Below are 25,299 nucleotides of genomic sequence, written 5' to 3'. Positions count from 1 at the left end.
TCAGCCGGTCGGCGCGAGAAATTCGGAGATTGCCTCGGATGACGGAGTTCCCCGGAACAATTCCTGGTGCTATTGCAAGATGTCGACCGAAGAATCAAGTTCGACGTCGGTGACACCCGTAACGGACAGTCTCCTGACGCCCAAGGAGGAGTTGGAAGTAGCCTGCGCGATGGCGGCCTCGTTCCAGGCAAACATCCAGCACGCGGACGGCAAGGGAGGCATGCTCGCCGTGCTGGTGTCCGGCGTCGTGACACTCATGATCACACAAGCCGAGCAGCTCCGATCCGGAGTGAGCGGATCATCGCCTACCGCAGTCGCTCTCATCGTGGCGCTGAGCGTGTCGGCCGTCGCATTGGCAGTGACAGGTCTGCAGCTGGCCGCAGTCCTGCGGCCACGCCTCACGCCGCCCAACCCGGTCAACCGCTTCGCCTTTCCCTCGCTGGCCAATAGAGTCCGCCGGCCAACGATCGGATCAACGACCGCCGATCTATGTGTCGAAGCATGGGCTCTCAACGAACTGCTCGCTGCGATCGCCCTGGCCAAGCACCGGCGTATCATGAGCGCGGTCGCCGGCACGGTCGCGCTGGTCATCGCCTGCCTCGCCAGCTTGGTGCTGAGCGTCGCCGCCAACGGCTGACCAGCCCGCGCCCACGTTGTGGACGTGACGATATCTCGTGCATCGGCGATACCTTGCGCGACGGACAAAGCGCTCGCGCGGCGGCGCGCGGCCGGGGCGGCGCTTCGCTCCCGACTTGGCTCTCATGATCAATTTACCGATGAGCGGATGGGAGAACGGGGACCGCGGCGGGCCCTGGTTTGTTCGGTAGGTTCAGATGTGGTCAGCTATCGATGCCCGGTGTCTGAACGGTCCGGGTGTTTCCGGAGGGATGCGAGGATGGCCCTCTGTGCCGCGGCTACGGTGGCCGTGAATGTTGCCGGGTCCCGGGTGATGCGTACGGCGCCGGCGTGCATCATTCCGGAGAGTAGTTCCACGGCGAGGCGCACGTCGCCGACGTCGCGGAACTCGCCGCGTGTGATGCCATCTCGTACGACGTTTTCGACCTCGGCGATGACGGCTTCGAACGGGGCGTCAGGCCCCTTGGGTATCTCCTGGAGCAGCGGACCGGAACCCGGACGGAACATCAACTGCAGGGCTTGGTCTGTGCAGGCGTCCAGAACTGTACCGATGATCTCCAACATCCGATCGGTCGCGGAGTCAGCGGACCGTGCACCGATGGCGGCCACCCGATCGAGCATGGGCGTGGCCGCTCGGTGGGTCACGGCCCGTACCAGCGCGCTTTTGTCCGGGGCATAGTTGTAGAGGGTGTTACGTGCGATCCCGACCCGGGCCGCGATGTGACCCATGTTGATCGAGTCGTAGTCGCGTTCCGTCAGTAGTTGCCGAATGGCCTCAATGATCTCGGCCCACACCATCTCGTGGTGCTCCTGGACGCTGTCTGCCCGTATCCGCGGCACGATGTGATTCTGTCCTGGCCGTCAGGTGGCGTGTCCAGTGCCGGCGGCAACACCCGCCAGATGGGAGTTCTCCTGGTGGGTCGCGGTCAGCCGCACGCGGGTCAAGCGCCAACCGTCCGGGGTGCGGACCGCTTCGTTGTCGTAGAAGCCCACCACCAGCCAACGGTTGGGGCCGCCTGCGGCGAGTTCGTCTGACAGCCAGTGTTCAGCCCTGACGTGTGCGTGGACCGTCGCGCGGTCGCCGTCGAGGTCGACGACATGGCCGGTGATGACGTGATGCGTTGCCGCGAAGGGCGCGAAGGCGCCGCGCAGAATCTCGACGTAGTCCCGCAACGGCGTCGTCATCGGCGCAATGCCGGTTACCGACGAGAAGTCGAGCGTCAGCGGATCGGTGAAGACCCGCCCCGGCAGTCCGTTGAACTCTCTGCGGTCTGGGATGTCGGCATAGCGTCCGAACAACTCCATCAGATCCGCGCGGTCCGCGAGCGCACTCATCTCCCAGCCCTCTCCTCTCCGCGTCACCGTGCCACGGCTACCCGGGCGGCGCCGTGACAGTGGACGCGACACGACAACCTGTCGCAAAAGTATGCGACGGGTTGTCGCGAAAAGCAAGCTCGGGCGATCGACAGACCGGTGTAGCGGTCGCGGGCGGCCTCGATCTCCTGGTGGTGGTCGTCGGACCAGGCGTGCGACGCGGCAAAAAGCGGCACCAGCGTGAGCGCCAGGTCGGTCGCCTCGTGCTCCACCCGGGACGGCACCTCGCGGTAGTGCCGGCGGACAACCAATCCATCTCGCTACCGGATCATCGCGCTCCGTTAGCATCCGCTCACGCCGCCAACAGGATTCTGGTCAGGCGATGGAAGTTTGGGGCCCCGTTTCCGCAAGCCCTCCTTACAGGGCGAACGCGACCACAAGAGCGAGCGCGATGGCCACGTCGTCGCCCGGCCGTGCGTTCACCGCGACGAGGAACGCCTTATCGATATCTAGCCATGGTAGGTCGACCGGCTCGGACTGCTCGCTGCCTCGCGCCTGCCTAAAGAGCTGGACCGATGCGTTGTCCTCGGTGAGCGAGAACAATGAGCTCGACTCGCGCGCCATGGCCCCGACGCTGGCGAGAAAGTGCAGCGGATCCTCGAACCACGGCATCGTCCGGGCAAGGACGGTTTCACCGGGATGCTGCCATCTACCTTCCCTGAGCAGGGACAGCAACAGGGCCGGAACGTCAAGGCCACGGATCTGGACTGGCATACGGCCACCCTGCACGTCCAATCGTCCCATCGATGAGTCCGCGCCCCCACCTACCGCAATCCGCTTGCCACCAACTGTCACGCCTTACGGGTCGGCCAGCGCACGCTCCGCGTTGCCAGCCCAGTTAGAGTCTCGGCAGCTCATCGACGTAGCCGGCCGCCGTCGGGTGCAGTGCCGAACAGGATCCGAAGCGCCGCGCGGGGACCGCTTGCGCGAACCGGACCCAACCCTCCGACAAAACTGGTCGGCCGATCGATGCGCCGTCGGAACACTCGGCCGCCGCATGAACCCGGCTGCTCCACCGTGGATACGCACGTTTTCCCAGGTCAGCTCACATCTCGCGAAGGTGGTTCGGGTACCGCCCAAACGGATTCACGTTTCCCGGCTCACATGTCGTTGGTGGGCCGCCTGGGACTCGAACCCAGAACCCGCGGATTAAAAGTCCGCTGCTCTGCCGATTGAGCTAACAGCCCGCAAAGTCCAACACTACCGCAACGTGGAGGTCGTGCAGGTGGCCCCTCGCGCCGGTGGACGGCCTTGGCCTTTCGGTGAACGCGGCGGTGGCGGTGTCGCGGTTGGCGGTCCACCAACCCGGCAACGTCGATGATGGCCACGCTGTTCGCCGCAGGTGGTTGACCGGTGCGGCTACGGACAGGCCGAGGCAGGCCAGGGTAACGGTGGCGTGGCGCTGCCGGCGGGCGGCGGTGGCGTCGAGATCGAGGATCTGTTGGTCGCCTATTCGCCGGTCTTCTGGTGACGTGCCAGTTGCGGGTTCATCAGGCCTTCGGTGACGACCTCGATCCGAGTGACGGCGCCGGCGCGGTGGGGCCGGCCACGTCCGGTGCCGTCCAAAGGTTGCGCGACGGGTCGTGCCGGTCAAACGGCCTGTGGGGGCGCTGCCGAAGGCCAACTGCCGCAGGTGCGGCCGATGAGGCGGGTGAGGTAGGCGCGCCACGCGGCGGCGGTGAAGCTGTCCAGCGCGAAGGCGCGGTTCCCTGCCTCCGATTTGACCTTCCTGTCGACCGCAGCGTATCCGACGGTGGTGTCGCTCACATCGCGGACCGACGAGCTCAACCGTTCATGAGCAGCAGCATCGTTCCCATGCCGGCACCCATGCCGGCGTAGCTCAGCAGATGCAGCCGATGGCCGGACGTCGTCATCGCGGCACGGTAGAGCCACCACAGCGCACCTATTGCGGTGAGGCCCACGAAGGCGACGTTCACCATGTCCGCCCACACGGGCGTCGCCGTGGGTACCGCACCGGAGGCGGCTCCGCCGTGCGAGTGCCCGGAGCCACCGCCGATCGCCATCTCCGACATGAGAGTCGGCATCGCCGCCAGCATCCAGATCATCGCCAGGTTCTGCGTGATGTGACCCAATACATCGACACGTTCCGATATGCTACGCGCTAACCGGTACGCGGGCAGCAGCGCGAGAGCGAGGATGGCGAAGATGGCGACCTGTGCCCAGGCGACCACGCCGACCACCATCAGCCAGGCCATCAGGATCATCGCAGCGCTCATCACGGCGTGATTGATGTCGACCAGCTCCGCGTCAGAAATCGCCTGGTCACGCGGCACGCCACGGCGACGGATGACGAGATCGCCGACGCAGATCAGCCCGGTCAGCCCGAAGACGATCGTCAGGACGGGAACCCACGGCGTCTCCAGCACGACCCTACCTAGTACCACAGGATCCTCCGGCGAACAACATGACGATCTCAGAGAAGGGCCAGCCTCGATGACCGCCTCAGAAACCGAAACGCCGGCCGCCGCGGAGGCGCCGTCGTCCCCGGCCAGGCCACGGAAGACCAACTGGTTCGCCGCGTTCTGGCGCTGGCACTTCTACGGGTCCGTGCTCGTCATACCCGTGCTGTTCTGCCTCGCCGTCACCGGCATGGTCTACATGTTCCGGGCCGAGGTGGATTCCTTGACCCATCCCGGGGTGCTGCAGGTGCCGGTGGCCGACGGCGCCGAGCGAGCGCCGCTGTCCGCCCAGGAGGCAGCCGTTCGTACGGAGTTCCCGGATCGCCCCGTCCTGTCCGTTCAAGACGGCATCGGCGACCGTGCGACCCTCTTCGTCGCAGGGCTCGAGGACGGCAGCAGCACCAACATCTACGTCGATCCCTACACCGCCACGGTCACCGGCGAGCTCAGTCAGGATCAGCTCGTCTCGACCTGGGCCGAGCGCATCCACGGCGACCTGCTCATCGGCGAGAACGGCATCGGCGACCGCATCGTCGAGCTCGGCGCCTCCTGGGCCATCGTGCTCGCGATCACCGGATTCATCATCTTCTTCCTCGGCCGCCGCGCCCGCAGCGGCGCACAGGCGAAGGGCAAACGCGGCGCCCGGCTCCGCAGCTACCATGCCCTCGTCGGGCTCCCCGTCGGCCTCGGCATCCTGCTGCTCGTGCTCTCCGGCCTGCCCTGGACCGGCGTGTGGGGCACCCAAGCCCAGCAGATCGCCGCCCAGGGGGGCTCCGGGCTCTGGGGCGAGGACCCCGGCGCCGAGTCCACCATCCGGCAGCAGATCGAGGACGCCGACGGCCAGTCCGCTCCGGCCGGATGGGCCTCCGGCAATGCCCCTCAAGGCACCAGCGCCGGTAGCGGCACACCGATCTCGATCGACAAAGCGGTCACCGCAGCTCAGGCACAGGGCGCACCCGAACCGTACCTCATCATGTACCCCGAGGGCGAAGAAGGTGTGTTCAGCGTGATGAGCAGCCAGTGGTACAACGTCGGCAACCCCGCCGAATCCGACGTGAGCAAGGAAACGACCATCCACGTCGACCAGTACAGCGGCGAAGTGGTCGGTGAGTACGGCTACGACGACTACAGTGCCACGGCGAAGGTCGTCTCGCAGGGGATCGCTCTGCACGAAGGACGCCGCCTCGGCACCTTCAACACGATCATGTCCACGCTTTTCTGCCTCGCCGTGATCTTCATGTGCGTCACCGGTCCCATGATGTGGTGGACACGCCGGGGCACGGCCTCCGGCCTGGCCGCACCGCGTGCGAAACTCCCGGTCTGGGGCAACTGGATCTTGCTCGCGACGATGGTCGTACTCGGCGTCTTCCTGCCCCTGTTCGGCCTTTCCCTGCTGGTCATCCTGGCGCTGGACCAGCTCCTCATCCGCAGGCTGCCCGCGCTCAAGTCCTTCTTCGGTACGGTCTGATCTGGACCTTCTCCCCGGCGGGCAGGGGCAATCGACGTGGATTGCCGCCTGCCGGCGGCGAGAAGGTGGCCGTCGAAACTGACAGCCGTCACCGCCCGCCTAGGGCGGTACAGCTCAGTCACCGGCCGAAACTCGCGCACCGGGACCCGTACGGGCTGAACGGGCGAAGCGGAGGTCCGGCGCAAGGCGGCTGGCCGATCACCGACCGACGTTGAACTGGTCGAGCCAGGGCGCGGCGTCACCCGTCGTCGCCCGTTCACCGTCGACGGACGCTTCCGCATCCGTGTCACAGACGATGAGATGAGGCCATGGACTGGACTGTCTTGCTCAACACCACGCTTGTGTGGTCCGCCATCTTCGCCGTTGCCTTCGTCGCGATCCTCGTCGGCGGGATGCTCATCGCGCCGGATTCGATGGTGCACGACTACCCGCCCGCGATCCGGGACCGGTACGGGCCGAAAAGCACCCGCGGCGAACGTGTCGGTCACATCATGTCCGCCCTGATGGGCCTGCTCGTCCTGAGCGTGGCGATCGGCGTGGCGTTGTCGTTGGCATTCGAGCCAGATGCCGACACCGGATTCTGGTCAGGCTTCCTGGTCGGCTGCACACTCGTTGTCCTGCTCAACCTGTTCGACTTGGTGGTATTGGACTGGATCGTGTTCTGCTGGATCCAACCACGCTTCATGGTGCTGCCCGGCACCGAAGGCATGCCCGAATACCGCGATTGGCTCTTCCACCTGCGGGTCCTGGTACCCCGACCCGTACCCTGGCCCCTCCTGCTGATCCCTGCCTACGGCGTAATCGTCGGTGCCGCCACGGTCCTCATCGAAGCGCTCGTATGACTCCCCGTGTCGCCGCTCCAGGAGCACGTCCGCACCTCCTCTTGCCACGGCTGTCTGAGCGGGAAGTCCGCCAGCGCGATTGGGTCACCACCGGTCGGCGTTGTCGTGCGCCAGTACGGGCTGCAGCAGACCTGCCAGGTCCACCCGGTTGGTGACGGGGCGGGGAAAGTCCAGCCGTCGCCACCGCGACGCGGCCGTATCGGCGACATCGACGGTGAACCCGTGCCGGTCCACCCGGACCGGCAGCGGCAGGCGTGCGTCGACGGGCACGGCGAGCCGCCGGCCGAGGAAGACGCCGATGCGTACCGCGTGACGCTCCCGCAGGTCGACCAGCAAATCACGCTCGTCGGGGTGCAGCGGATCCGGCCACGCCTCCATGTAGTCTTCCACGTCGATGTAATGGGTCTTGCCGTCGGCATCCCGCCGCACCAGTTCCGGCTCGATCCGGTACAAGCTCGCGCCCCGGCCGACGTCCAGCAACCCCGGCTCCGGACGGGCCTGCGCGAACTCGGCCAGTGCCGAGCGCTCGGCCTCGCCGTACAGCCGTCCGATCCGGCCGGCGATACCGGCCCGGCCGCGTCCCGGTGCGCCAGCTAGCGGCGGCACGTCGCGGGCCCAGACTGCGGCGGGTACGCGTCCCGGCCCCCACTCCGTCAGTGCCACCGCTAGTTCACTGTCGTCGCGGACGAGTAGCAGCACCTGTCCACAGCAGTCTGCCGCGTGCACGACCGGCCACCACACCGCGTACCCGGCCAGCCGCAGCACGGCCGGCAGCCGACCTTGCAGCAACGTGCGGGTCGTCTCTGCGTCCGACGGCGCCATCCGGTGAAGTCCTTCCCTGGGACAAATCTGCTGCCCCGCCGCCGTTGACGGGACCACGTGCCAACCATCACTTAGGTTAGGGTAGCCTAAGTACCGCTCGGACGTGATCCTGAGAGGCACGCGCCGTGGCGGCCGACGATCCTCGGCCCGGATGGCGGCGATCTGGCCCCGCCCCTGGCCAGCCTTGAGGTTTCAGCACATCTATCACCACGTGGACGGCAAGGATCTGCTGTGTCGGCGCGTCGTCGAGCACGGTCTGAGGCGGTGCTGTTCGCCCCGCAGAGCTGGCACGCCGAGTACGAGACGGATGGACTCGACCACGTCATGGTCACCCGAACACGAGGAACCGGTCCGGATCAGCGGGGCGGATCGGTGGGGTCGGTCCCGCCGACCTCCGCAGTCACCACGACGGCACCGTCCGCCTGCCGTACGCTGAAGAACATGACCGCATCGGCTGGCACCGGGAGTAGCCCGTCGACATCCTGTGCATCCGGCGTCCCGGTCAACTCGGCCACCCGGTAGGTCTTACCGTCCCCGGTCACCGCGTACAACTCGTAGCGCACGCCGTCACGCAGACCGTAGAGGGTCGCGCGCACCGTCCGGCCGTCGATCTCGACCGTGATGGTGGCACCGGCGCTACTGTCCCCGCTGGCAATGATGCCGGCCGGCTGCGGCGCGACCGACTCCGGCCACTGCACCACGACCATGGCCAGGGCCCCGGCCAGCACCAGCACCAGCAGACCACCGATGGACAACTGCCAACGCCGCTGGCGCCGTTTCGTCGCCCCTGGCCGGCCTGGTGGGGCGCTACGGCGGTCCGACCGCGCCGCCGGCCGGCCCCCACCCGGCCCATCTGCTACCGCCGGGCGGTCCGCAGCCGACTGACCGCCGTCCGGATGGTCCGTGTCCAACTCGTCAACGGCAAGTTGGTCGACACCTTGTCGAGGGGCACGCACCGTACCGGCGGCCGTCGGCACCCCGAACTCCGCAACAAGGTCGCGCACATCGGTCTCGCCGAGTAGCCGCAGCGCCGGCACGACCAGTCCGACCTCGTCGCGGGCGGCGCGACAGGCCGGGCAGCCGGCCAGATGCCGCTCCACGGCGGTCAGTTCTCCGTCGTCGAGTTTGCCGATCACGTAGAAGCCCAGCAGCGCACGCAGGTCCGGGTCGCGGCAGGCAGCGTCGTCCATCTCGCATCCGTCCCGTCCGACCTGAACCTGTCCCGGCTCGAGGGCATGGCATTGACACTTCGTCGGCCTGTCCGCCCGCACCAAGACTAGTCGACACGGACGAACGAGCGCAGCAGCGCACCAGCGCGTCAACCTGGCAGACGGCGCGGTCACGATTTGCACGGCCAAGGTCCTACACCCACACGACGGTGGTACGGGCCCGGCGGTTCATCTGATGACCGAACCAACTTCGGCTCCGGGCCCGACGAAAACATCACCCGAGGTGAAATCCCCGGGCGTTCAGCTCCTCGCGAAGGGCCCGCAAGGCGTGGAAGAGCCGGGATTTGACGGTGCCGACCGGGATGCCAAGCGATTCCGCCGCCTCCGCGCCCGATCGATCCCGAAGGTAGACTTCGATCAAGACGCCACGCAGCCGGTCGGGCAGCGACGCGATCGCGGCTCGGACCTCGGCCGCGTCGAGCATTCGGTCGACCGGGTTGTCCGGGTCCGCCTTGTCGTCCACCGGCTGCGTCTGACGAGCAGTCCGCAGGTAGTCGATGGTGAGGTTCCTGGCCACAGTGAACAACCACTGCCGGCGCCACCGGCCGTCATCGGACCGGGCTTGCGGGTGACGCCACGCGCGCAGCAACGTCTCCTGCAGGATGTCCTCCGCGCGGTGCCGGTCGCCGTTGGTCAGCCGCACGACGTAGCCCAACAGCGCTGGAGCCTGGGTCTCGTAGAGCTCCCGCAACGCGTCGTCGTCGGTCAACGGCTGCCCTGATTCCGCAGCACCGGCATCCGCCACGTCGGTCACTCCGGAGATCCGTCCTGCCTCGCCACGGGTCGGCACCCGTCCGTCCTCGGAGACAACGTAGCCGACGGATATCGACGTCGTCGAGACGAGACTGAGCGATTGACCGTTTCTGACCCGTTCGGTAACACTGGCGTGTCATGCCAGTTTCCGCTCCGCTATCCACAGCCGACCCTGGGTGTCTTCACGGGCGGTCCCGTGCACCGTGGGGACGGCTGTCAGCGCACCTCGAACTCGTACAACGAATAGCCGTAGATGCTCGACCGGGACGTGCCGTACATGCGCACATGGCGGGCGACGACCGACGGCACCTTGACGACAAGACTGCCGCCGGTGCCGTTGCTGGTGCTGAACACCGTCGTCCAGTTCACGCCGTCGCGCGAGACCTCCACCCGGTACCCGGTCGCGTACGCGGACTGCCAGGCCAGGCGCACCTCGGTGACAACCCAGTCGTCGCCGAGGTCGACTCGGATCCACTGCGGGTCCTGCCATGCGCTGCCCCACCGGGTGCTTCCGTCGCCGTCGACAGCGAACTTCGCCGCCCAGTGCGAACCCTCCGCGCTGGAAGCGGTGACGGCGGCACCGAGGGCGAGGTTACGGCCGCCGGAATTCGTCCGTCCGCTGGCCGGCTTCGGAGCCTGCGCGGTCGTCCGGACAGGTGCCGGAGCTGGCACGGTCGTCCGAACAGGCGCCAGGGCCGGGGCGGTCGTCCGGACAGCTGCCGGCGGGCCCGCGGCCGTCGGCGTAGGGGCCGACTCGGTCCGGCCGACGCCAGCCGTCGACAGGGCGGCACCCGGTGCTGATCCGGTACCCGGCTGGGTCGCCGAGACGACGGCGTCGGTCCCGGGCGTCGCCAGCGTCGGCACCCGGGCGGTCGTCGCCGGTGGATCCGACTGCGGCTGCTCGGCCACCGCATCGCCGGGGTTGAGAATCTGCGCCGCAGCGCCACTGGCCACGGCCACGATCGCGACGAACGCCGCCGCCACGAGGCCCGCCCGCAGGTTCCGCCGGGAGGGTGGCACGTCCGGCGTCCGCGCCGGCGTCGGGACCCGGATCGGCACCGTAGCATCGGACAGCGACGACACCGTAGGGTCGGACAGCGAGGGCACCGTAGGGTCAGGCGGCAGGGCAGGCATCAGCATCGGTGGTCGGTCGGCAACCGGCAGTCGCAGCGTCGGACCCCAGGTCGTCTGCACCTCAATGGCCGCGGCGAGCGACTCGGCGGCCGGCGCCGGCCCGAGATCGGGCGTCGGTGGATCAGGCAACCGCCAGAGTACGGCCGGCATCACCTGTCCGGCCACCGGCAGTTCGTCGTCAGGCCGGCCGTCCGCATCGTCATCGGGCTCGACCGTCGCAGTCGCGGACTCGGCATCGTCTGGTTCCGCGGCCTCAGTCGGCTCCTCGGCAGCGGCCGAGTCCGCAGCCTCCGCCGAGAGGTCCGGGACCTCAGGAACGTCGTCGGCGTCAGGGGCGGCCGGTCCATCCGGCACCTCGGCGGGGGCCTGCACCGGTCCGTACGCCGGCCCGTCGAGTGTGTCGGCCTGATCGACCGGCACTGGCCGGACGGCCGGTTCCATATCGACCGGCACTGGCCGGACAGGCGGTTCCATGGCGGCCGGCGGATCCATCGGCACGAGGCGGCCTGGCAGACCCCGCAGGGCGATGGCCCGCCTGATGCCGGCCACGACGTCCGGCCGCCCGGTGTGCCTGAGGTCGGCGCCCGCCTGCCCCGGATCACCCGCGAGCGGTGTGGGCCGGCGGGGTCGAGTGTGCCACCGGTCCGCAGCCTCCCCACCCATTGGATGGTCGTTGAGCCGATCAGCGGGCACCGTCACTTCGATACCGAGATAGTTGGCGAGCAGTTGGAGGTTCACCTGGTCGATCTGCTCGACGTCCAACCTGATCAGGCAGCCGCCGTGGGTCCATTCCGGCCGCTGGGTCGCGACCGCCGTGGCGACGAACCACACCCCGGCCGGTATGCCGAACAGTCGAAACGGGCGGGTGGCGTCGGGCCCACGACCGACCACGAGCAGCGGGCCAGGCATCGACGCGGCGGCCGGCGGCGTTTCGTTCCGGTGCTCCGCGTCGTCGTCGGTGCCCCGTTTGGCTCGCAGGTCCAGCGTTGCCCGCGTGCCGTCACCTGCCGGCCGGCCCAGCTGAGCGGGAACCGGCACCGATCCGTCGACCAGTGCCTTCAGCTCGTCGTCCGGAAATGGATACGGACCGGGGACGTGGACCGGACCCGACTCGTCACGGCCGGTCCGCCGGGGCAGCACCGCCGACCAGCCATCGTCGGACGCTGTGCTGATGACCACCGCCTGGACCTGGTCGGCCAGCCGCTGGCAGAACTCGCGCGGCACCGACTCCGCCGAGACCAACAGTATCGGCCGCCCGGCCCATCCACCGTGCGTGGCGACGATCTCACCAAGCTCACCCGGCCCCACCTCACCGGCCTGGGTCACTATCCGATCGCCATCAGCGGATCCGACCAGCACCGTGAACAGCCTCGGGTCGGCACGCCACCAGTCGGGCGTCCCGGTTTCGTCGTCGACGAGCACGATGTCGGGCGCATCGTGGCTCGGTTCTGGACCCAGCCCCAGATCCTTCGCCACCTCCGCCGGGGAGATGACGACCCGCTGCCGGGCCGCGGCGGGCAGCCGGGCCAACAGTTCGTGCAGCACCGACCGGACGTCGTCACCCGGCGACAATCCGGGCACTCCGACCACGATTTCCAGCTGGCCGGGCGTCCATGGGCGTCCCCGCACCGCCGGACCGTGTCGTCCGACGAACGGCGGGCGGACCCACAGCCCACATTGAACGGCCTCGACCACCCATCGCTCGTTCAACCGGTAGGTGGTGGCCTCGGCCGGCACCGGACTGGCCAGTGCCAGGTTGGCGAGCGCCTCAACCGGCCCCACCGGACGGGGTGGCCCGGACGGCGGGAAGACGAGCTGGCGGACCGGCTGCGGCCAGCAGTGCGATGGATCAGCATCGACTGCGATCGACACCAACCGGTCATCGACGGCCAACGTCGGTAAGCCGGTGGCCATCGTGACAGTGCCGTGCCATCGGCCGCACAGCGTCCGGACAAGCTCTCGGCAGACCGCCGCCCCGGAGCCGTACGGCACGACGATCAGGCGGGTACGGAGCCGGACTGGCAGCGCGTCGAGCACTGCCACCACCTCGTCCACATCCGGTGTCGGGTGGCCTGGTCGCCCTACCAACAGGACCGGTCGGTCAACGTCGACCGGTATGGCGTAGGCCAGATCGTCCGGTCCTGGTACGGCCGGATCCGGCCCTTGCGGATAGACCCACACGCCGGCCGGGATCGCCATCTGGACCAGCCCGTGATTGCCACCGGCCGGCAGCGCGTCGATGTCGGCCTCCCAGGCCGGCGTCGGATGTCGCCGCCCGGCGGTGACCGGTGCCGCCGCCGGGCCGAACAGACGGAATCCATCGACGGCGAACAGCGCGGCGCCGGGGACCAGTAGCAGCCGACCGGTCGGGGCCAGCACCTCGGACCCGAGCTGCTCGGCGAGCCCGGCCGCCGGGGCCGGGCCGGCGACGCCGACCGCTCCGGACCCGGCACCGGCCACCGCCAGCAACGCCGAGGTACGGGGTGGAACGGCGATCGGAAGCGCCTCGGCCACCGCTCGCCAGTCTGCCGGTCCGGCGAGCTGCCCCACCACCGTTACGACGCCGGGTACCGCGGGAATCGAGCGGGCCATCTCCGCGATCGTCCCGTCGTCGGAATCCCCGACAATGGCGACGGTGTCGCAGAGCCAACGGAGCGTAGCCGAACCCGATGTCGCGGATCGATTTGTCTGCATATCGTCATCCCTGGTTCCGTCGCCGAACGTGGAGCGGTCTACATCTTCCCGTGCCCGCCCGCAGGCTTCATCAACAAGACGAACCGGCCTGCTCCAAGGTTCACGACCGCGACTGCGATCTTGTCGGGGCAGGCCGGTTCCGCAGACCGGTTCCGCAGACCGGTCGAGGGCTGGTCGAGGGCTGGTCGAGGGCTAGTCGTAGGCGACGAACTCGGCGATCGACCACCAACTGCTGCTGGATCCGGTCTGCACGACCCTGATGTACCGGGCGGCGTGCCGGTCGAACGAGGCCATGGTCAGCTCACTGGTGCCCGGAGCACTGGTCACCGGCCCGGTCCAGGTGACGCCGTCAGTGGACAAATACACCTCGTACTCCCGTGGATGGTCGGCACCGGTGGAGCGCATGGCGATCTGGCTGACCGATCGGACCGTCGACATGTCGACCGTGACAGCCATCCCGCGGGTCATCGGGGCGCCGCTGGTCCACCTCGTACCCGGGTCGCCGTCGAGCATATTCGCCGGGCCGTCCGTGTCACCGGAACGGGACGATCCAACAGTCCAACCGGCCCGGCTCAGCGCCGTACGACTGCCGGGCAGTTGGTACGTCTCGTCGAGGGCAGCGCCAGCGGCCGGGTCGAACTGGGAATAGCCACGGGCATCACACTGACGTCCGGCGTTGATGCAGTGACTGACCAGGGCTTCCAGGACCGGCATCTCCCAAGCGTTGTAGAAGTCGTAGTGGAAGGAGAACCCGCGGCCGCTGGCGAGCTTCACCTGCGACATGTCACCGCTGACCGGGAAGGCCATCTTGAACTCGATCATCGGGACTGCCACCGGGTGGCTGTCCGGGCAGACACCGTCCACCGGATAGACGATGTGGCTGATGTGGTCCGGGGTGTCGAGGTGCCGCCCGTCCCAGCAGCTGGGTGCCTGCATCCTGATGTTCAGCTGGGTGCCTGCCGGGCAGGTCGCCGGGAAGTCGACATTGTCGTAGCTGTCGCCGCATTCCCAGCCCTTCTGGTAGGCGGGCGAGGCGACGAACTGGGCAGCGGTGGTCGTCGGGCTGCCGACCAGGAACCGCAGCCCGACCGGGAACGGACGGACGCTGGTGTAGTCGCGCACTCCGCTCTTGTAGTAGATGACCTGCGGTCCGACCGGCAGTACCGCCGTGTCACCGTTGAACACGGTCGGCATCCAGTAGCCGGACCGATCACCGGGCACACGGCACAGGGTGCCACCGGCCAGCAGCGACTGGGTGGTGCTCGCGGCGTCTGTCGTGGTGTTACCCATGAAGGTGTGGTCGTGCGAGGCCCCGGGCCGGTCCGGAAAGACGATCGGGTCGTCCGGCCTGCTGTGGCTGACCGCGCAGTTGGCCTGGAACTCACGGTGCGCCTTGCGTGGCGGGTTCGCCCGGGAGGGGACCACCCCGATCACCGGGGGATCGACCAGGACGTAGTCACCTGGCTCAGGACTGTGGTCGCCGTGTGAGGTGCCCGGGTCCGCCGTACCCGGGTCCGCCGTACCCGGCTCCGATGTGCCCGGGCCGGGCGTACCCGGGCCCGCCGACGGCGAGTGACCATGGGTGGCGCTGGCCGACACGCCCGGGGTGGCACCGGGGACGATCTGGCCGAACACCTGGAACTCCCACAGCGAATACCCGTACCTGGTCGCCCGGGCGAGGCCGTGCATCCGCACGTACCGTCCTTGCCCGGCGACGTCGAGCCGTTGAACACCGCCGGCACCGTCGGTCGTGCGGTAGATCGGCACCCATGCCGAGCCGTCCGCCGAGACCTGGATCTCGTACGCCGTGGCATGGGCGCGCTGCCAGCGCAGCACCACCTGTTCGACGTTCACTGGACGGCCGAGGTCGACCTGCAGCCATTGGGCGTCGCTGAACGCGCTGGACCACCGGGTGTCGAGATCGCCGTCGACCGCGGCCGACGGCGACCAGTGGCTGCCCTCGGTGGACGACGCGGTCACCGGCTTGCCCTGCGAGATCGGCGTTTCGTCGGCGGCCGCCAGCCGCCAGCCGCCGACGGCGGACCAGGACACCGCAGCGGTTGTGCCGGCCAGGATCGCGGCCACCAGGGAGTACCGCCAGCGTCTGCCGCGACGCTCGGTGGCCGTCGGGACTCGGGGGACATTCCGCCTCCAGATGCAGTCGGGGTCGACGCAGGGACGCGTCCGCTCCGCATTGGAACCCGTCGGCCGGGCAGCGGCCCGGGACTGACGAACCGGTTGAACAAGTCGCGGGGGTTCCCTCGCGAGCGCCCGGATTCCTCCGCCAGCGCCACCAGCTGCGGCACCGCCAGTTAGCTTCGCCGGGCTGACGGCAGCGGGCGACGCCGACGCTGATTGCGGGGCCCCAGAACCAAATCGAATCGGCAGCGGGTCAGCGTGACCCGGGAAGCGCTGGGCGGGCCGTCGGGGATCCCCCGCGCCGGCCCGAACTGGTCAACGAGGTCAGCCACGTCCGTCGGGCGCAGCAACTTCAGAGCGATGGCCACCGTACGCAGGCTGGCCTCCGACTCCCGACATGACGGGCAGCTGGTCAGATGCCTGCGGGTCGACTCGGCCTCGGCATGGTCGAGCCGCCCGAGGACGTAGGTGCCGAGCAGACTCCGCGTCGCCGGGTCATCGCACGGTCCGCCGATCATCCGTCGAGCTGCTCTCTGGGCTGGCCAGTCGTGGTCTTCCTCGCGACCTGGGTCGTGATCGAGGCGCCGGTCGCGTTCACGCCACCGCCCCTGACCCACTCACCTCGTGCACGGCGACGGGCAGGTCCTCGACGGTGAGCAGGGCCAGTTCCTCGTTGCTGACCTCAGCGGCGACCGACAGCCGGGACGCCTGCATGTCGGCCATCCGCTCGAACACCTTCCTGGCCTCCCGGCCGTTGCCGAACGTCCCGTCCTTCGGAATGCGGTCGAAGTACGCCAGCAACGCCGAGGCGGCAGCGGGAGCGAGTTGGTAGTCGTGTCCGGCGCACTGGTTCTCCACGATCGTCACCAGTTCCGCCGGGCTGTAGTTGGCGAATTCGATGGTCCGGCTGAACCGGGACTCCAGCCCCGGGTTCGCGTGCAGAAACCGCTGCATGTCGGCGGAGTAGCCGGCCGCGATCACGACCACCTCCTCCCGGTGGTCCTCCATCAGCTTCACCAGCGTGTCGATGGCCTCCCGGCCGAAGTCCGGTCCGGTGCCACCGCGGCCGTTGCTCAAGGTGTAGGCCTCGTCGATGAACAGCACCCCACCGAGTGCCGAGTTGAATGCCTCGGTGGTCTTGATCGCCGTGCCGCCGATGATCTGCGCGACCAGGTCGGCGCGGGCCACCTCCACCAGATGACCTTTGCGCAGCACTCCGAGCTCGGCCAGGATCCGGCCGTAGAGTCGGGCGATGGTGGTCTTGCCGGTGCCGGGCGAACCGGCAAAGACCAGGTGACGCGCCATCGGTGGGGCGGACAGCCCGGCCTCCTGGCGACGCTTGGACATCTTGTTCAGGTTGACCAACGAGGTCACTTCCTGTTTGACGCCGTGCAGTCCGACCAGCGACTGCAGCTCACGCAACGGGTCGGATCCACGTGCCACCGGCTGGCGTTCTTCCCTCGGTGCCGGGGATGGACCGGCCGCAGCCCCGGTGGCCGCGCCGTAGGCGTCCGGCAGCCGGTTCCGGCTGCTGGTCAACCCGTCGACGGTCAACTGCGCGTCCGGATCGTGCTGCCGCAGGCCGGAGCCCTCGTTGTCCCGCACCTGGCAACCCGTCACCCGCACCACTCCCTGCGTGCGTACGACGATTCCGTCACCGGCGTTCGCGGTGAACTCCGAGTCGACGACGGTCGCGCAGGCCCCCGCTCCGAGGTCCAGTCCGGCGCCTTCCGCATCGTGCACCCGACAGGCCGTCAGGGAGATGGTCGCTCCCGAGCCGACCGTAATCCCCGCCGCGCCCGCTCCGGCGATCTCGGAGTCGGTGAACGACACCACGGCGTCCGCGACCAGGATTCCGGCGGCGGATCCGCCGCGCAGGCTGAGGCCGGTCACCGACGTCTGGGCGCCACCGCCGATCGTCATCCCGGCACTGCCGCACCGCTCGATCGTGACATTCTCGAAGCGCCCCCGTGCGCCATCGACGACCTCGATGGCCGACCCGTCGCAGCCGCGCACCTCCAGCCGGTGCAACAAGGGGTCGGCGCCGCCGTCCAGACGCACGCCGACGCCGGTGCAGTCGCTGATCACCATGCCGGTCAACTCCGGTGTGCTCCGGTCACCGATACTCACCCCGACACCGGCGACGTCGACGACGGAGCAGGCCTCCAGTCGCCCGGCGGATCGCCCGCTGAAGCGAAAGCCGCTGCGCCGGACTCCGCTGACCCGGCAGCGACGCAGCGTCGGCGCGCATCGTTCGCCCAGGAAGACCCCGTCGGCGGCGCTGTCCACCACGCAGTCCTCCAGCACCGACGCGCCGGTGGTGGCGAGGTAGACACCGACACCTCTGGTCTTGCGCACCGTCAATCGGCGTACGGTGGCTTCGGACTGTTGCTCGGCGGCGAGCGCCGGCTTGGTCGTACCGCTGATCTCGGTGTCCTCGATCGAGATGCGGCCGTGGCCGTTGAGGCAGATGCCGTTGCCCTTGGCCTCCCGCACGACGCACGCGCGTACCCGCAGATCGCCGTGCTCCGCGACGACCACACCCGAGGTGCCGAGCTGCTCGACCCGGCAGTCGTCGAGCATGCTGCCGGCCGCCGACGTCACCACCACCCCGGCGCCGGCCTGGTTGGTGACCCGGCTGCCCCGCATGGTCAGCGATCCCTGGTCGCGGACGAAGACCGCCGCCCAGGCGGACGCCGCCAGCTCGCACTCGGTGACGCTCAACTGGCCAGCGGTGACGGCCAGTGCAGGACTGTCACTGTCCGCCGCGATGATCGTCAGCCCGGACAGGGCAGCCGATTCGGCGGCGAGCACCACCGGGATCCCCGACTGTGGGGTGATCCGTACCGTGCCCGGTCCGTCCTGAGCTGCGATAGTGACGATCTTCGTCAGAACCAGGTTCTCGCTGTAGCTGCCCGATTGTACGGTGATCACTGATCCGTCCACGGCAACACGCATCGCCTCACCGAGCGTCCGGTACCCAGATCCCGCCGACTGGCTGACGGTGATCCTGCGCTGGCTCATGCTCGCCCTACCTCCATCTGGCACCCTCAACCCGCCGGCTCAGTTGTCCGGCGCCAGTCTCTCGCCGTTCTCGGCGTCCAACCGGATGAACTCGTTGATCGCGTCGCGGCCCTCGTCGCCGAGGTCGATCAGTCCGTCGGCCACGGTACCGACGCCTTCCAACGTGTCCTTGGCGTTCAACTCGCGTTGTCCGGCGAAGGGCCTGCCGTATTCGTCGTCGCCCCATGGCTCGACCACGGTGGACCGGATGTTGATCACGCGGGCTAGTGCGGCGTCGATTTCCTCACCGATGCCCACCAGTACGCCGAACATCCGCAGCGCGCCGTCCGGATCGATCCGGGTGTCGTCAGCCATCGCCGCGAGCCTTCTGTTCGGCCGCCCGGGCGATCCCGGGCAGATCGATGGCCGACGTCATCAGACCGCTGACGACATCGTTGAGATCTACCTTGCCGGCCGCCAGGTCGCCGAACCTGACTCCGGGCAGTACGTCCCCGCCGGCCATCGTGTCGATCTTGCCGAATGCCTGGGACCGGCCACGCCGGATGACGTCCAGCAGCATCTCGGCGAGCTCGTTCGGCGCCATCGTGCGGTACTTGGTGTTGTTGACCGTGAACCGGATCAGTTCACCGCGGCCGTCGAAGGTCGCGCTGAGTGTCTTGTTCGCGGACTCGACCGTGGTGCTCGCCTCGTTCATCTTGCGCTGGAACTCCGCCAGCTTGCGCTGCTCCTCGGCGAGCAGGGCGAACATCGCTTCCAGTTGACCCGACGCTCGCGTCGGGCCGCCTTCGTCAGCCATCGCGGTCTCCCTTCATGAATTTGCCGAACTCTCGGTCAAGCCCGTTGCGCACTTCCTCCTGGGCCTTCTCGATCCGGGCCTGTCTGCCAAGGACGTTCCAGCCCTCGTCCTGGGTGCCCCAGGCGCTCTGGTCGCCCTGGACCACCTTGCCGACCCGCCGCTGCTGGGTAACGGTGTCGTGCTGCCCGCCGCTCATACCGCCGATACCTGCCATGCCACCCATGCCACCCATGCCACCCATCGGCATCATCGGCATCATCGGCATTCCGCCAGCACCGCCCGCGGGCGGCGGTGCCGACTCGCTGGTCAGGACGGCGCCGGGCACCGGGCTGACCGGGCGGAAGAGCTCGACGTCGGCATCCGGTCCGGATGCCAGCGTCAGCGTCCCCGGGTCGTCGGGCGCCTTCCGACGCAGATCAGCGCGGATGGACGGCTCGTCGACCGATGCCAGCGCCGGTGGGGATGTGCCGCCGATGGCGCGACCGATGTCCTGGTACGCCGCCGCGACGTCATGCAGGACGAGTTGGGCACGCTCGTCGTACGCGCCAGCCGGATCAGGATCGGCCGCGCGCTGCGCCTGAAGCTCACGCACACGTGCCTGGCCGGCCGCGAGGGCATTCGCGGTACGCCGCAACTGTTGCCCGAACTCGCCTTCGTCCAGCGTGTGCAGCAGGTCGCGGGTCCGGCGCAGTGGTTCCCCCAGCCGTGAGGCGGTGACGTCGCCACCTGGCCAGGCGATGCTGGCTCCCTCGCCCCACCAGCAGTCCGCCAATCCGCTCAGCGCCCGTTCGACGGTGGTCGACAGGACACGCAGGCTGCGCCGGGCGTCGTCCAGCAGCCCGGCCCCGCGTTCGACCTCCGCGCACTCGGCCGCCGCGAGCGCCGCAGCGATTTCGTCAAGGGTGGAAGGCCAGCCGGCTGCCGTCTCCCGCATGGTCAGTCACGACCCAACGCTTTGCTGGAGGTCGCCTCGGTGTCGTCCTCACCCCACATGCCGTCCTCCCCGACCAGCCAGGTGTTACGTTCCCGGTCCCGATCCCCCTGCTGGCCCATTCCACCGCCCATCGGGGGCGACATCGGCATCCCCGATCCACCGGCCGGCGTCATCGGCGCCAGCGACATGGCGGAGGACGTCACGGCGGGACCGAGAGTGCCCTCGGTCACCGGCGCCAACTCCAGCGGTGCTGGCTCGTCTCCCTCGTCGCCCCCGTCACCGCCACCGCCGGCACCGCCGGAACCGCCACCCCCGCCCGAACCGCGATTCTCCTCGCCGATCTCGTCAAGCCGGTCGTCGCCGTCGGACTCCGCGCCGGTAAGAAATTCCGAAATGGAGGTGTGGTCGCCGTCCTCTTCGATCAGCTCGTCGAGCACTTCGTCGACGGCTTCCTTGGCCTCCGTCAGCGCTTCCACTCGCGCCTGGCGTTCCGCCTCGGTGCCGCCCTCACCCTCGCCGGCCAGCTCCCTCTCGATCAGCTCGTCAATCGATTCGTCGACCGCTTCCTGTGCCTCCGCGAGCGCGTCGTCGCGGGCCTCCTCCAGCACGTCCGGAATACCGTCGCCGTCCTCGTCCTCGCCGTCCTCGTCCTCGCCGTCCTCGTCCTCGCCGTCCTCGTCCTCGTCGCCCTCGCCGCCGTCCGGACTATCCTGATCGAGCGGATCATTCGAAATAAGATCGTCGATCGCGTCGTCGGCGGCGCGCTTCGCATCCTCCAGTGCGTCCTGACGCGCCCGTTCCTCCTGTTCATCGGACCCGCCGGAGTCGTCTCCCGAACCATCACCCGGGCCACCGATTCCGCCGATTGCCCGGCCGGCCGCTTCCCTGGCTTGATCCAACGCGTCATCGACCGCGTCATCGCCGCTGGAAAGGTCTCGAATCGCATCGTCCACAGCGTCCTGGGCCTGCTCAAGTGCCCGCTCCCGAGCCGCATCCGGCGACACGTCGCCAGCGCTCTCCTCGGCCAAGTCGTCAATGGCCTTCCCGGCGGCCTCCTGGGCGTCCTCCAACGCCTGCTGCCGGGCCTCGTCGACCTCGGGATCACCGGTCGGTTCGCTGCCGAACAGATCTTCGATAGCGGCGTCGGCCGCTTGGCGGGCGTCGTCCAGCGCCTCTTGCCGGGCCTGTTCGGCGGCCGGATTCGACGACGACGTTGGCGGAGGTTCGCCGACGCTGCCACCGATCAGGTCGTCGATCGCGTCGTCTGCTGCCTGGCGGGCATCTTCCAGCGCCTGGTTGCGGGCCTGTTCAACCGGGTCGGGGCTGGTGGAGCTTGACTTGCGGGGGCTGCCAGGCGAACCGCCGGGTGAACCACCCGCACCGCCCGCCGCAGGATTCATCAGGTCGCTGATCGCGTCGTCTGCGGCTTGGCGGGCATCTTCCAGCGCCTGGTTGCGGGCCTGGGTAGCTGGATCCTGACCGGAACCGCCGACTCCGCCGCCCGGGGTCTGCGGGGATTCCGGAGTTTCCGTCGATGGGGTGCCACCGCCCGCAAGATTGTCGATTGCGTCGTTCGCGGCCTCACGCGCGTCCTCCAGCGCCTGCCTGCGCGCCGCCTCGACGTCGTCCTCACCAGCGCCCGGTGTGTCGCCGCCGGCCCCGCCACCCGAGTCTTCGTCCGCTTCCCCAGTCAGATCGTCGATGGCCTGCTGAGCCGCCTCGTTTGCCTCGTCCAGCGCGGCGTCGTAGTCCGGGTCGCCGGTCTTTAGGTCATTGATGGCGTCGTCGACCGCGTCCCTGGCATCGTCGAGGGCATCCTCGCGGACATCATCACCGGTACCCTCGCCCTGGCGCTCGTCCCCACCCTGGCGCTCATCCTCACCGTCGCGCTCATCCTCGCCCTGGCGCTCATCCTCACCGTCGCGCTCATCCTCATCCTGGCGCTCATCCTCGCCCTGGCGCTCATCCTCATCCTGGCGCTCATCCTCGCCCTGGCGCTCATCCTCATCCTGGCGCTCATCCTCGCCCTGGCGCTCATCCTCATCCTGGCGCTCGTCGTTGCTGGTGGTGTCGATCGGCTCAAGCAGCCCGATGTGCAGCTTGGGCATCCGGCCGCCGATGTCACGAAACTCGTCGGACAGATCCATCAGTCGCACCCGGATGTTCGACAGGAACCACTTGCTCGCCGCTCCCGCAGCGGCTCTCTCGGCCCGCGCTATGTCCGCCGCCTTGGCCGCGCCCGAGTCGGGAACCCCGTCGTAAATTTCCTCGACCATCAACCGTGCGTCGGCCTGCAGCGCCCTACGCAGGTCCTGGCCCATCTCCCAGATTCTCCAGTAGGACCCCTTGAAGTTGTAGAGAGCCTGTCGGATGTCGTCCACCTGTTTGTGGTAACGATTGCCGTCCAGAACGTTGTACACGCCTTCGCGGCTCTTACTTTTCAGCGCGGCGACGTGCTCGGTGAAGGCGGTGGCCGCCTCCCCGACGAACACCGGCGAATCACCCGAGGTCAGCTTGTTGACCTGGTCGGTGAGATCCTCCAAGATATCCTCGAGCGCCGTGGTGGACTTCTTGACCGCTTCGGAGGCGTCGCCCCACGGCTTCGACACGTTGAAGCCTGTCCTCTTGATGTCAGAGATATATTCCTCGATGTCATCCATGTCCTGGATTTGCGCGAACGTCTGACCCATGGGTGGGCTCTTCTCATCGAAGGTCCCTACTTCGCCAACGGCCACGACTCACTCCACCCGAATCATCGAGAACATATTTTGATCACCAACGTCCAAGGGCCGCCGGGGTGCCCGTGGGCCCCCGGCGCCATTCGACCCGCTAGCTGTTGAACCGGTTACCGGAACGAATGTCCTGCTGTTGCATGTCGTCGGCCCGGATCTGCAGCTCCTTCGCCAGCTCGTACACGATCGTGTTCATGTCGCCGAAATTCTTCTCGATCCGCGCCGACAGTTCGTTGTAGTTAGCTGCCGCCGGGCCGCTCCAGGTGTCGAGGGCATGCCCGGTCTCCTGTGACAGTTTCTCGATCAACCCCTCAACGGTGCGGTTGACGCCCTGCATCTGGCTGATCCCCTCGAACAGGACGTCGTACTGGTAGCCGATCCTGCCGTTTGCCATGTTCCAGTCCTTATCGTCTCGGTAGCCGTGTTGAACGACTTAAATGTCCCTGAGGATGTCCAGACCGACGGCGCCGATCTGACCCGCGTTGGCGTGGTCCTGGGCGTCGAAGTCCTGCACGGTGCCGTCCACGTTGCCGGCCATCTCCCGCAGGTCGGCGACGATCGTGTTCACCTCGCTGACCCAGGCGTCGCGCGCGTCCAGGAGCGCTCTGATCATGTCCCCTTCGCAGGCGTCGTCCATCAGATCGACGGCATCGTTGAACTTGGCCTTCTCCCGGTCGACGTCGTCGGCCGTCGACCGATGGTCGTTGGCGACCCTGTTGGCCACCGCCGGATCGAGGACGGTGTTCGCATTGCCGGCCATGGTTCCTCTCCCTTCCGTTCGGACGCAGCGTCCCTGTCCAGGACCATGCAACCAGCCGGAAATGGGCAGGCACCGGCTGCGGAAGATCGGTATCGCATTTGGCGGGGATATCCCCCGTCAACCGCCCCAGACCTGGCTCGCCAACGCCGCCGCCGGGTCCAGCGCCGGGCCGGTCGGCAGCAGTTCCAGCAGCTCACCAGGGACGTCGACGGGCTGCACCCCGCCGTACCCCAGCGCCTCGGCACCCGCCGGCGGCAGCGGATACTTGACCCCGAACTCGGAAATCAGGAACATCGCGCCACCGACGGTGCCCGGGGCGTACGGGTTGCGGGCCAGTACCCCGGTCCCCGGGGCGATCATGATGCGGTCCGCGGTGCCGGTCGCGGTCACCGCCCGCGGAGCCGGCAACGCCCCAGCGAGCGCGGTGGCCGGCGCCCGATAGAGCCGCACCGCCACCGTCGCACCGGTCGGGTCGAATCCGACGCAGGGCAACCCACCACCGCCGGCCAGCGGCTGCGGCGGATCCGGCGGATAGCCTTCCACGAAGTCCATGTCGGCCGCGACCGGCGCCGCCGCCAGTTCGTCCGGACGCGCCGGGATCGGCCCCACCGGGCCGTCGGGGTAGGCCTGCCCGATCGCCGGGTCGGCCAATACGAGCGCGGCGGCTGTCCGGCTCAGCCGGACGAGGCCGTCGGCCCGGACCAGGAACTGCTCGTTGGTCTCGCTCATCGGGTTGCGGACCTCGTAGACCTGCCCGACTCTGGTCGCCCGTCCGCCTACCGACGGGCCAGGCTGCCCCCGGCCTCCGACGGCCGGGAAAATCAGATCCCGCCCGGCCGGGATCGGATTCAGCCATGCCGGTGTCGCCAGGACCGGCGCCTCGGCGATGTAGCCGAGCGCCACCGCGCTCGCCACCGTCATCCGATACCGGCGGCCCTGCCAAATCAGGTAGTTGTGTCCATCGGCGGTACGCACCAGGAACCCCTGGTCGTCACGAAGCGGCACCGGATCGGCGAGATCGCCCAGCAGCAGTGTCACCGCCGGTACGCCGGCCGGCGACGGCGGCGGTGCGCAGACCGTCCACGATCCACGGTAGAGCCGGTCCGCGGCCGGCACCGCGTCCGGAGCACCCAGGATGCCGATCGGGGATCCCATCGGCACCCCGGTCAGGGAGTGCCGCGACACCCGGACGATGCCGGCGTCCATGGCTCCGCCGAGGATCAGCCGGGCGGAGGCGTAGTTGAGCACCGGCCGCAGGTGCCCGTCGAGCAGCAGGTAGCGGGCTCCGGACTCCTTGACAGCGATGATCACCCCGGGACGGTTCCAAGAGGTGTCCCCGCCCGGCCGGAAGATTCCGTAGATGCCGAAGCCGCCGGCGATCACCACTGCCAGCAGGATCCCGATCACCAAACCGATCATCGGGCGGCGGTTGGGCGGCTCGTACGGATCCGGCCGGCCCATCATGAGGGCGGCGTTGAGTCGGCCCAGGATGTAGAAGTACGCGTGGACCTGATCCCGCCGTGACTCCATCGCGGATGCCCT

General features: G+C 68.5%; 24 protein-coding genes and 1 tRNA gene. 4 read left to right on the top strand and 21 right to left on the bottom strand.

All coding sequences use genetic code 11. The features are described 5' to 3' along the window. The first annotated feature begins 79 nt into the window (after nucleotides 1-79). The gene (locus ACN27F_RS20000; protein WP_421435588.1) at nucleotides 80-637 is read left to right on the top strand and encodes a hypothetical protein; all 558 of its coding nucleotides are present in this window, start codon (nucleotides 80-82) and stop codon (nucleotides 635-637) included. A 206-nt stretch (nucleotides 638-843) separates the two neighbouring features. Here ACN27F_RS20000 and ACN27F_RS19995 read toward each other — a convergent pair whose 3' ends face one another. From ACN27F_RS19995 to ACN27F_RS19975, 5 genes are all read right to left on the bottom strand, one after another. Then, the gene (locus ACN27F_RS19995) at nucleotides 844-1,434 is read right to left on the bottom strand and encodes a TetR/AcrR family transcriptional regulator (protein WP_421435585.1); all 591 of its coding nucleotides are present in this window, start codon (nucleotides 1,432-1,434) and stop codon (nucleotides 844-846) included. Nucleotides 1,435-1,497: 63 nt separating this feature from the next. Beyond that, the gene (locus tag ACN27F_RS19990; protein ID WP_421435584.1) at nucleotides 1,498-1,971 is read right to left on the bottom strand and encodes a nuclear transport factor 2 family protein; all 474 of its coding nucleotides are present in this window, start codon (nucleotides 1,969-1,971) and stop codon (nucleotides 1,498-1,500) included. Between the two features lie 23 nt (nucleotides 1,972-1,994). Further along, nucleotides 1,995-2,222, bottom strand: coding sequence for a hypothetical protein (locus ACN27F_RS19985; RefSeq protein ID WP_421435581.1), 228 nt, complete (start codon nucleotides 2,220-2,222; stop codon nucleotides 1,995-1,997). A 145-nt stretch (nucleotides 2,223-2,367) separates the two neighbouring features. Beyond that, on the bottom strand, nucleotides 2,368-2,724 hold the full coding sequence (locus tag ACN27F_RS19980) for a hypothetical protein (RefSeq protein WP_421435578.1): 357 nt from the start codon (nucleotides 2,722-2,724) through the stop codon (nucleotides 2,368-2,370). A gap of 397 nt (nucleotides 2,725-3,121) precedes the next feature. Further along, nucleotides 3,122-3,197: transfer RNA gene (locus ACN27F_RS19975), tRNA-Lys, on the bottom strand. A 155-nt stretch (nucleotides 3,198-3,352) separates the two neighbouring features. Here ACN27F_RS19975 and ACN27F_RS19970 point away from each other — a divergent pair. Then, a complete protein-coding gene (locus ACN27F_RS19970; protein ID WP_421435577.1) occupies nucleotides 3,353-3,481 on the top strand; it encodes a hypothetical protein in 129 nt (42 codons plus the stop codon). Nucleotides 3,482-3,600: 119 nt separating this feature from the next. Here the strand turns inward: ACN27F_RS19970 and ACN27F_RS19965 are convergent, their stop codons facing one another. Then, complete coding sequence (locus ACN27F_RS19965) at nucleotides 3,601-3,777, bottom strand: hypothetical protein (protein ID WP_421435575.1); 177 nt, start codon at nucleotides 3,775-3,777, stop codon at nucleotides 3,601-3,603. Between the two features lie 17 nt (nucleotides 3,778-3,794). Continuing rightward, entirely contained in the window at nucleotides 3,795-4,397 is a 603-nt protein-coding gene (locus ACN27F_RS19960) for a DUF5134 domain-containing protein (RefSeq protein ID WP_421435574.1), read from the bottom strand. Here ACN27F_RS19960 and ACN27F_RS19955 point away from each other — a divergent pair. Together ACN27F_RS19955 and ACN27F_RS19950 are read left to right on the top strand one after the other, a co-directional pair. Continuing rightward, complete coding sequence (locus ACN27F_RS19955) at nucleotides 4,318-5,898, top strand: PepSY-associated TM helix domain-containing protein (protein WP_421435573.1); 1,581 nt, start codon at nucleotides 4,318-4,320, stop codon at nucleotides 5,896-5,898. The genes ACN27F_RS19960 and ACN27F_RS19955 overlap by 80 nt on opposite strands. Before the next feature lie 308 nt (nucleotides 5,899-6,206). Then, nucleotides 6,207-6,740 carry a hypothetical protein gene (locus tag ACN27F_RS19950; RefSeq protein ID WP_421435572.1) on the top strand — a complete coding sequence of 178 codons (534 nt, stop codon included), beginning with the start codon at nucleotides 6,207-6,209 and terminating at the stop codon, nucleotides 6,738-6,740. 84 nt (nucleotides 6,741-6,824) lie between these two features. Here ACN27F_RS19950 and ACN27F_RS19945 read toward each other — a convergent pair whose 3' ends face one another. From ACN27F_RS19945 to eccB, 14 genes are all read right to left on the bottom strand, one after another. Beyond that, nucleotides 6,825-7,562 (bottom strand): DUF2470 domain-containing protein, encoded by a 738-nt coding sequence (locus tag ACN27F_RS19945; RefSeq protein ID WP_421435570.1) that lies wholly within the window; start codon nucleotides 7,560-7,562, stop codon nucleotides 6,825-6,827. Between the two features lie 356 nt (nucleotides 7,563-7,918). Beyond that, nucleotides 7,919-8,752, bottom strand: a complete 834-nt coding sequence (locus ACN27F_RS19940; protein ID WP_421435569.1) for a zf-HC2 domain-containing protein — start codon at nucleotides 8,750-8,752, stop codon at nucleotides 7,919-7,921. Between the two features lie 253 nt (nucleotides 8,753-9,005). Continuing rightward, the gene (locus ACN27F_RS19935; RefSeq protein WP_421435567.1) at nucleotides 9,006-9,581 is read right to left on the bottom strand and encodes a sigma-70 family RNA polymerase sigma factor; all 576 of its coding nucleotides are present in this window, start codon (nucleotides 9,579-9,581) and stop codon (nucleotides 9,006-9,008) included. Between the two features lie 179 nt (nucleotides 9,582-9,760). Beyond that, on the bottom strand, nucleotides 9,761-13,270 hold the full coding sequence (locus ACN27F_RS19930; protein ID WP_421435565.1) for a discoidin domain-containing protein: 3,510 nt from the start codon (nucleotides 13,268-13,270) through the stop codon (nucleotides 9,761-9,763). A 294-nt stretch (nucleotides 13,271-13,564) separates the two neighbouring features. Further along, nucleotides 13,565-15,457, bottom strand: a complete 1,893-nt coding sequence (locus tag ACN27F_RS19925) for a discoidin domain-containing protein (protein WP_421435562.1) — start codon at nucleotides 15,455-15,457, stop codon at nucleotides 13,565-13,567. Between the two features lie 227 nt (nucleotides 15,458-15,684). Continuing rightward, the gene (locus tag ACN27F_RS19920) at nucleotides 15,685-16,029 is read right to left on the bottom strand and encodes a zf-HC2 domain-containing protein (protein WP_421435560.1); all 345 of its coding nucleotides are present in this window, start codon (nucleotides 16,027-16,029) and stop codon (nucleotides 15,685-15,687) included. Between the two features lie 76 nt (nucleotides 16,030-16,105). Further along, complete coding sequence (locus ACN27F_RS19915; RefSeq protein WP_421435558.1) at nucleotides 16,106-18,535, bottom strand: right-handed parallel beta-helix repeat-containing protein; 2,430 nt, start codon at nucleotides 18,533-18,535, stop codon at nucleotides 16,106-16,108. Between the two features lie 39 nt (nucleotides 18,536-18,574). Continuing rightward, on the bottom strand, nucleotides 18,575-18,889 hold the full coding sequence (locus tag ACN27F_RS19910) for a hypothetical protein (protein ID WP_421435556.1): 315 nt from the start codon (nucleotides 18,887-18,889) through the stop codon (nucleotides 18,575-18,577). Further along, nucleotides 18,882-19,331 carry a YbaB/EbfC family nucleoid-associated protein gene (locus ACN27F_RS19905; protein WP_421435555.1) on the bottom strand — a complete coding sequence of 150 codons (450 nt, stop codon included), beginning with the start codon at nucleotides 19,329-19,331 and terminating at the stop codon, nucleotides 18,882-18,884. Before ACN27F_RS19905 ends, ACN27F_RS19910 begins: the two co-directional genes overlap by 8 nt. Next, nucleotides 19,324-20,265: a hypothetical protein gene (locus tag ACN27F_RS19900; protein WP_421435553.1), complete on the bottom strand. Its 942-nt coding sequence runs from the start codon at nucleotides 20,263-20,265 to the stop codon at nucleotides 19,324-19,326. The genes ACN27F_RS19905 and ACN27F_RS19900 overlap by 8 nt, the downstream gene beginning before the upstream one ends. A 2-nt stretch (nucleotides 20,266-20,267) precedes the next feature. Further along, complete coding sequence (locus ACN27F_RS19895) at nucleotides 20,268-22,955, bottom strand: hypothetical protein (RefSeq protein WP_421435551.1); 2,688 nt, start codon at nucleotides 22,953-22,955, stop codon at nucleotides 20,268-20,270. Nucleotides 22,956-23,094: 139 nt separating this feature from the next. Next, nucleotides 23,095-23,391, bottom strand: coding sequence for a WXG100 family type VII secretion target (locus tag ACN27F_RS19890; protein WP_421435549.1), 297 nt, complete (start codon nucleotides 23,389-23,391; stop codon nucleotides 23,095-23,097). Between the two features lie 39 nt (nucleotides 23,392-23,430). Further along, nucleotides 23,431-23,757, bottom strand: a complete 327-nt coding sequence (locus tag ACN27F_RS19885; RefSeq protein ID WP_421435548.1) for a WXG100 family type VII secretion target — start codon at nucleotides 23,755-23,757, stop codon at nucleotides 23,431-23,433. Between the two features lie 117 nt (nucleotides 23,758-23,874). Continuing rightward, a complete protein-coding gene (gene eccB / locus ACN27F_RS19880; RefSeq protein ID WP_421435545.1) occupies nucleotides 23,875-25,287 on the bottom strand; it encodes a type VII secretion protein EccB in 1,413 nt (470 codons plus the stop codon). Between the last annotated feature and the right edge of the window lie 12 nt (nucleotides 25,288-25,299).

Source organism: Solwaraspora sp. WMMB335 (assembly GCF_049179075.1).
Lineage (GTDB): Bacteria > Actinomycetota > Actinomycetes > Mycobacteriales > Micromonosporaceae > Micromonospora_E.
Note: the sequence above shows the minus strand (reverse complement) of the source record. Positions and strands in the feature narration are given on the sequence as shown.

Coding starts and splice junctions, on each gene's coding strand:
- ACN27F_RS20000 (WP_421435588.1), top strand. CDS start 80: ATGTCGACCGAAGAATCAAGTTCGACGTCGGTGACACCCGTAACGGAC.
- ACN27F_RS19995 (WP_421435585.1), bottom strand. CDS start 1,434: ATGGTGTGGGCCGAGATCATTGAGGCCATTCGGCAACTACTGACGGAA.
- ACN27F_RS19990 (WP_421435584.1), bottom strand. CDS start 1,971: ATGAGTGCGCTCGCGGACCGCGCGGATCTGATGGAGTTGTTCGGACGC.
- ACN27F_RS19980 (WP_421435578.1), bottom strand. CDS start 2,724: ATGCCAGTCCAGATCCGTGGCCTTGACGTTCCGGCCCTGTTGCTGTCC.
- ACN27F_RS19955 (WP_421435573.1), top strand. CDS start 4,318: ATGACGAGATCGCCGACGCAGATCAGCCCGGTCAGCCCGAAGACGATC.
- ACN27F_RS19950 (WP_421435572.1), top strand. CDS start 6,207: ATGGACTGGACTGTCTTGCTCAACACCACGCTTGTGTGGTCCGCCATC.
- ACN27F_RS19945 (WP_421435570.1), bottom strand. CDS start 7,562: ATGGCGCCGTCGGACGCAGAGACGACCCGCACGTTGCTGCAAGGTCGG.
- ACN27F_RS19940 (WP_421435569.1), bottom strand. CDS start 8,752: ATGGACGACGCTGCCTGCCGCGACCCGGACCTGCGTGCGCTGCTGGGC.
- ACN27F_RS19930 (WP_421435565.1), bottom strand. CDS start 13,270: ATGGCCCGCTCGATTCCCGCGGTACCCGGCGTCGTAACGGTGGTGGGG.
- ACN27F_RS19920 (WP_421435560.1), bottom strand. CDS start 16,029: ATGATCGGCGGACCGTGCGATGACCCGGCGACGCGGAGTCTGCTCGGC.
- ACN27F_RS19915 (WP_421435558.1), bottom strand. CDS start 18,535: ATGAGCCAGCGCAGGATCACCGTCAGCCAGTCGGCGGGATCTGGGTAC.
- ACN27F_RS19910 (WP_421435556.1), bottom strand. CDS start 18,889: ATGGCTGACGACACCCGGATCGATCCGGACGGCGCGCTGCGGATGTTC.
- ACN27F_RS19905 (WP_421435555.1), bottom strand. CDS start 19,331: ATGGCTGACGAAGGCGGCCCGACGCGAGCGTCGGGTCAACTGGAAGCG.
- ACN27F_RS19900 (WP_421435553.1), bottom strand. CDS start 20,265: ATGCGGGAGACGGCAGCCGGCTGGCCTTCCACCCTTGACGAAATCGCT.
- ACN27F_RS19895 (WP_421435551.1), bottom strand. CDS start 22,955: ATGGGTCAGACGTTCGCGCAAATCCAGGACATGGATGACATCGAGGAA.
- ACN27F_RS19890 (WP_421435549.1), bottom strand. CDS start 23,391: ATGGCAAACGGCAGGATCGGCTACCAGTACGACGTCCTGTTCGAGGGG.
- ACN27F_RS19885 (WP_421435548.1), bottom strand. CDS start 23,757: ATGGCCGGCAATGCGAACACCGTCCTCGATCCGGCGGTGGCCAACAGG.
- eccB (WP_421435545.1), bottom strand. CDS start 25,287: ATGGAGTCACGGCGGGATCAGGTCCACGCGTACTTCTACATCCTGGGC.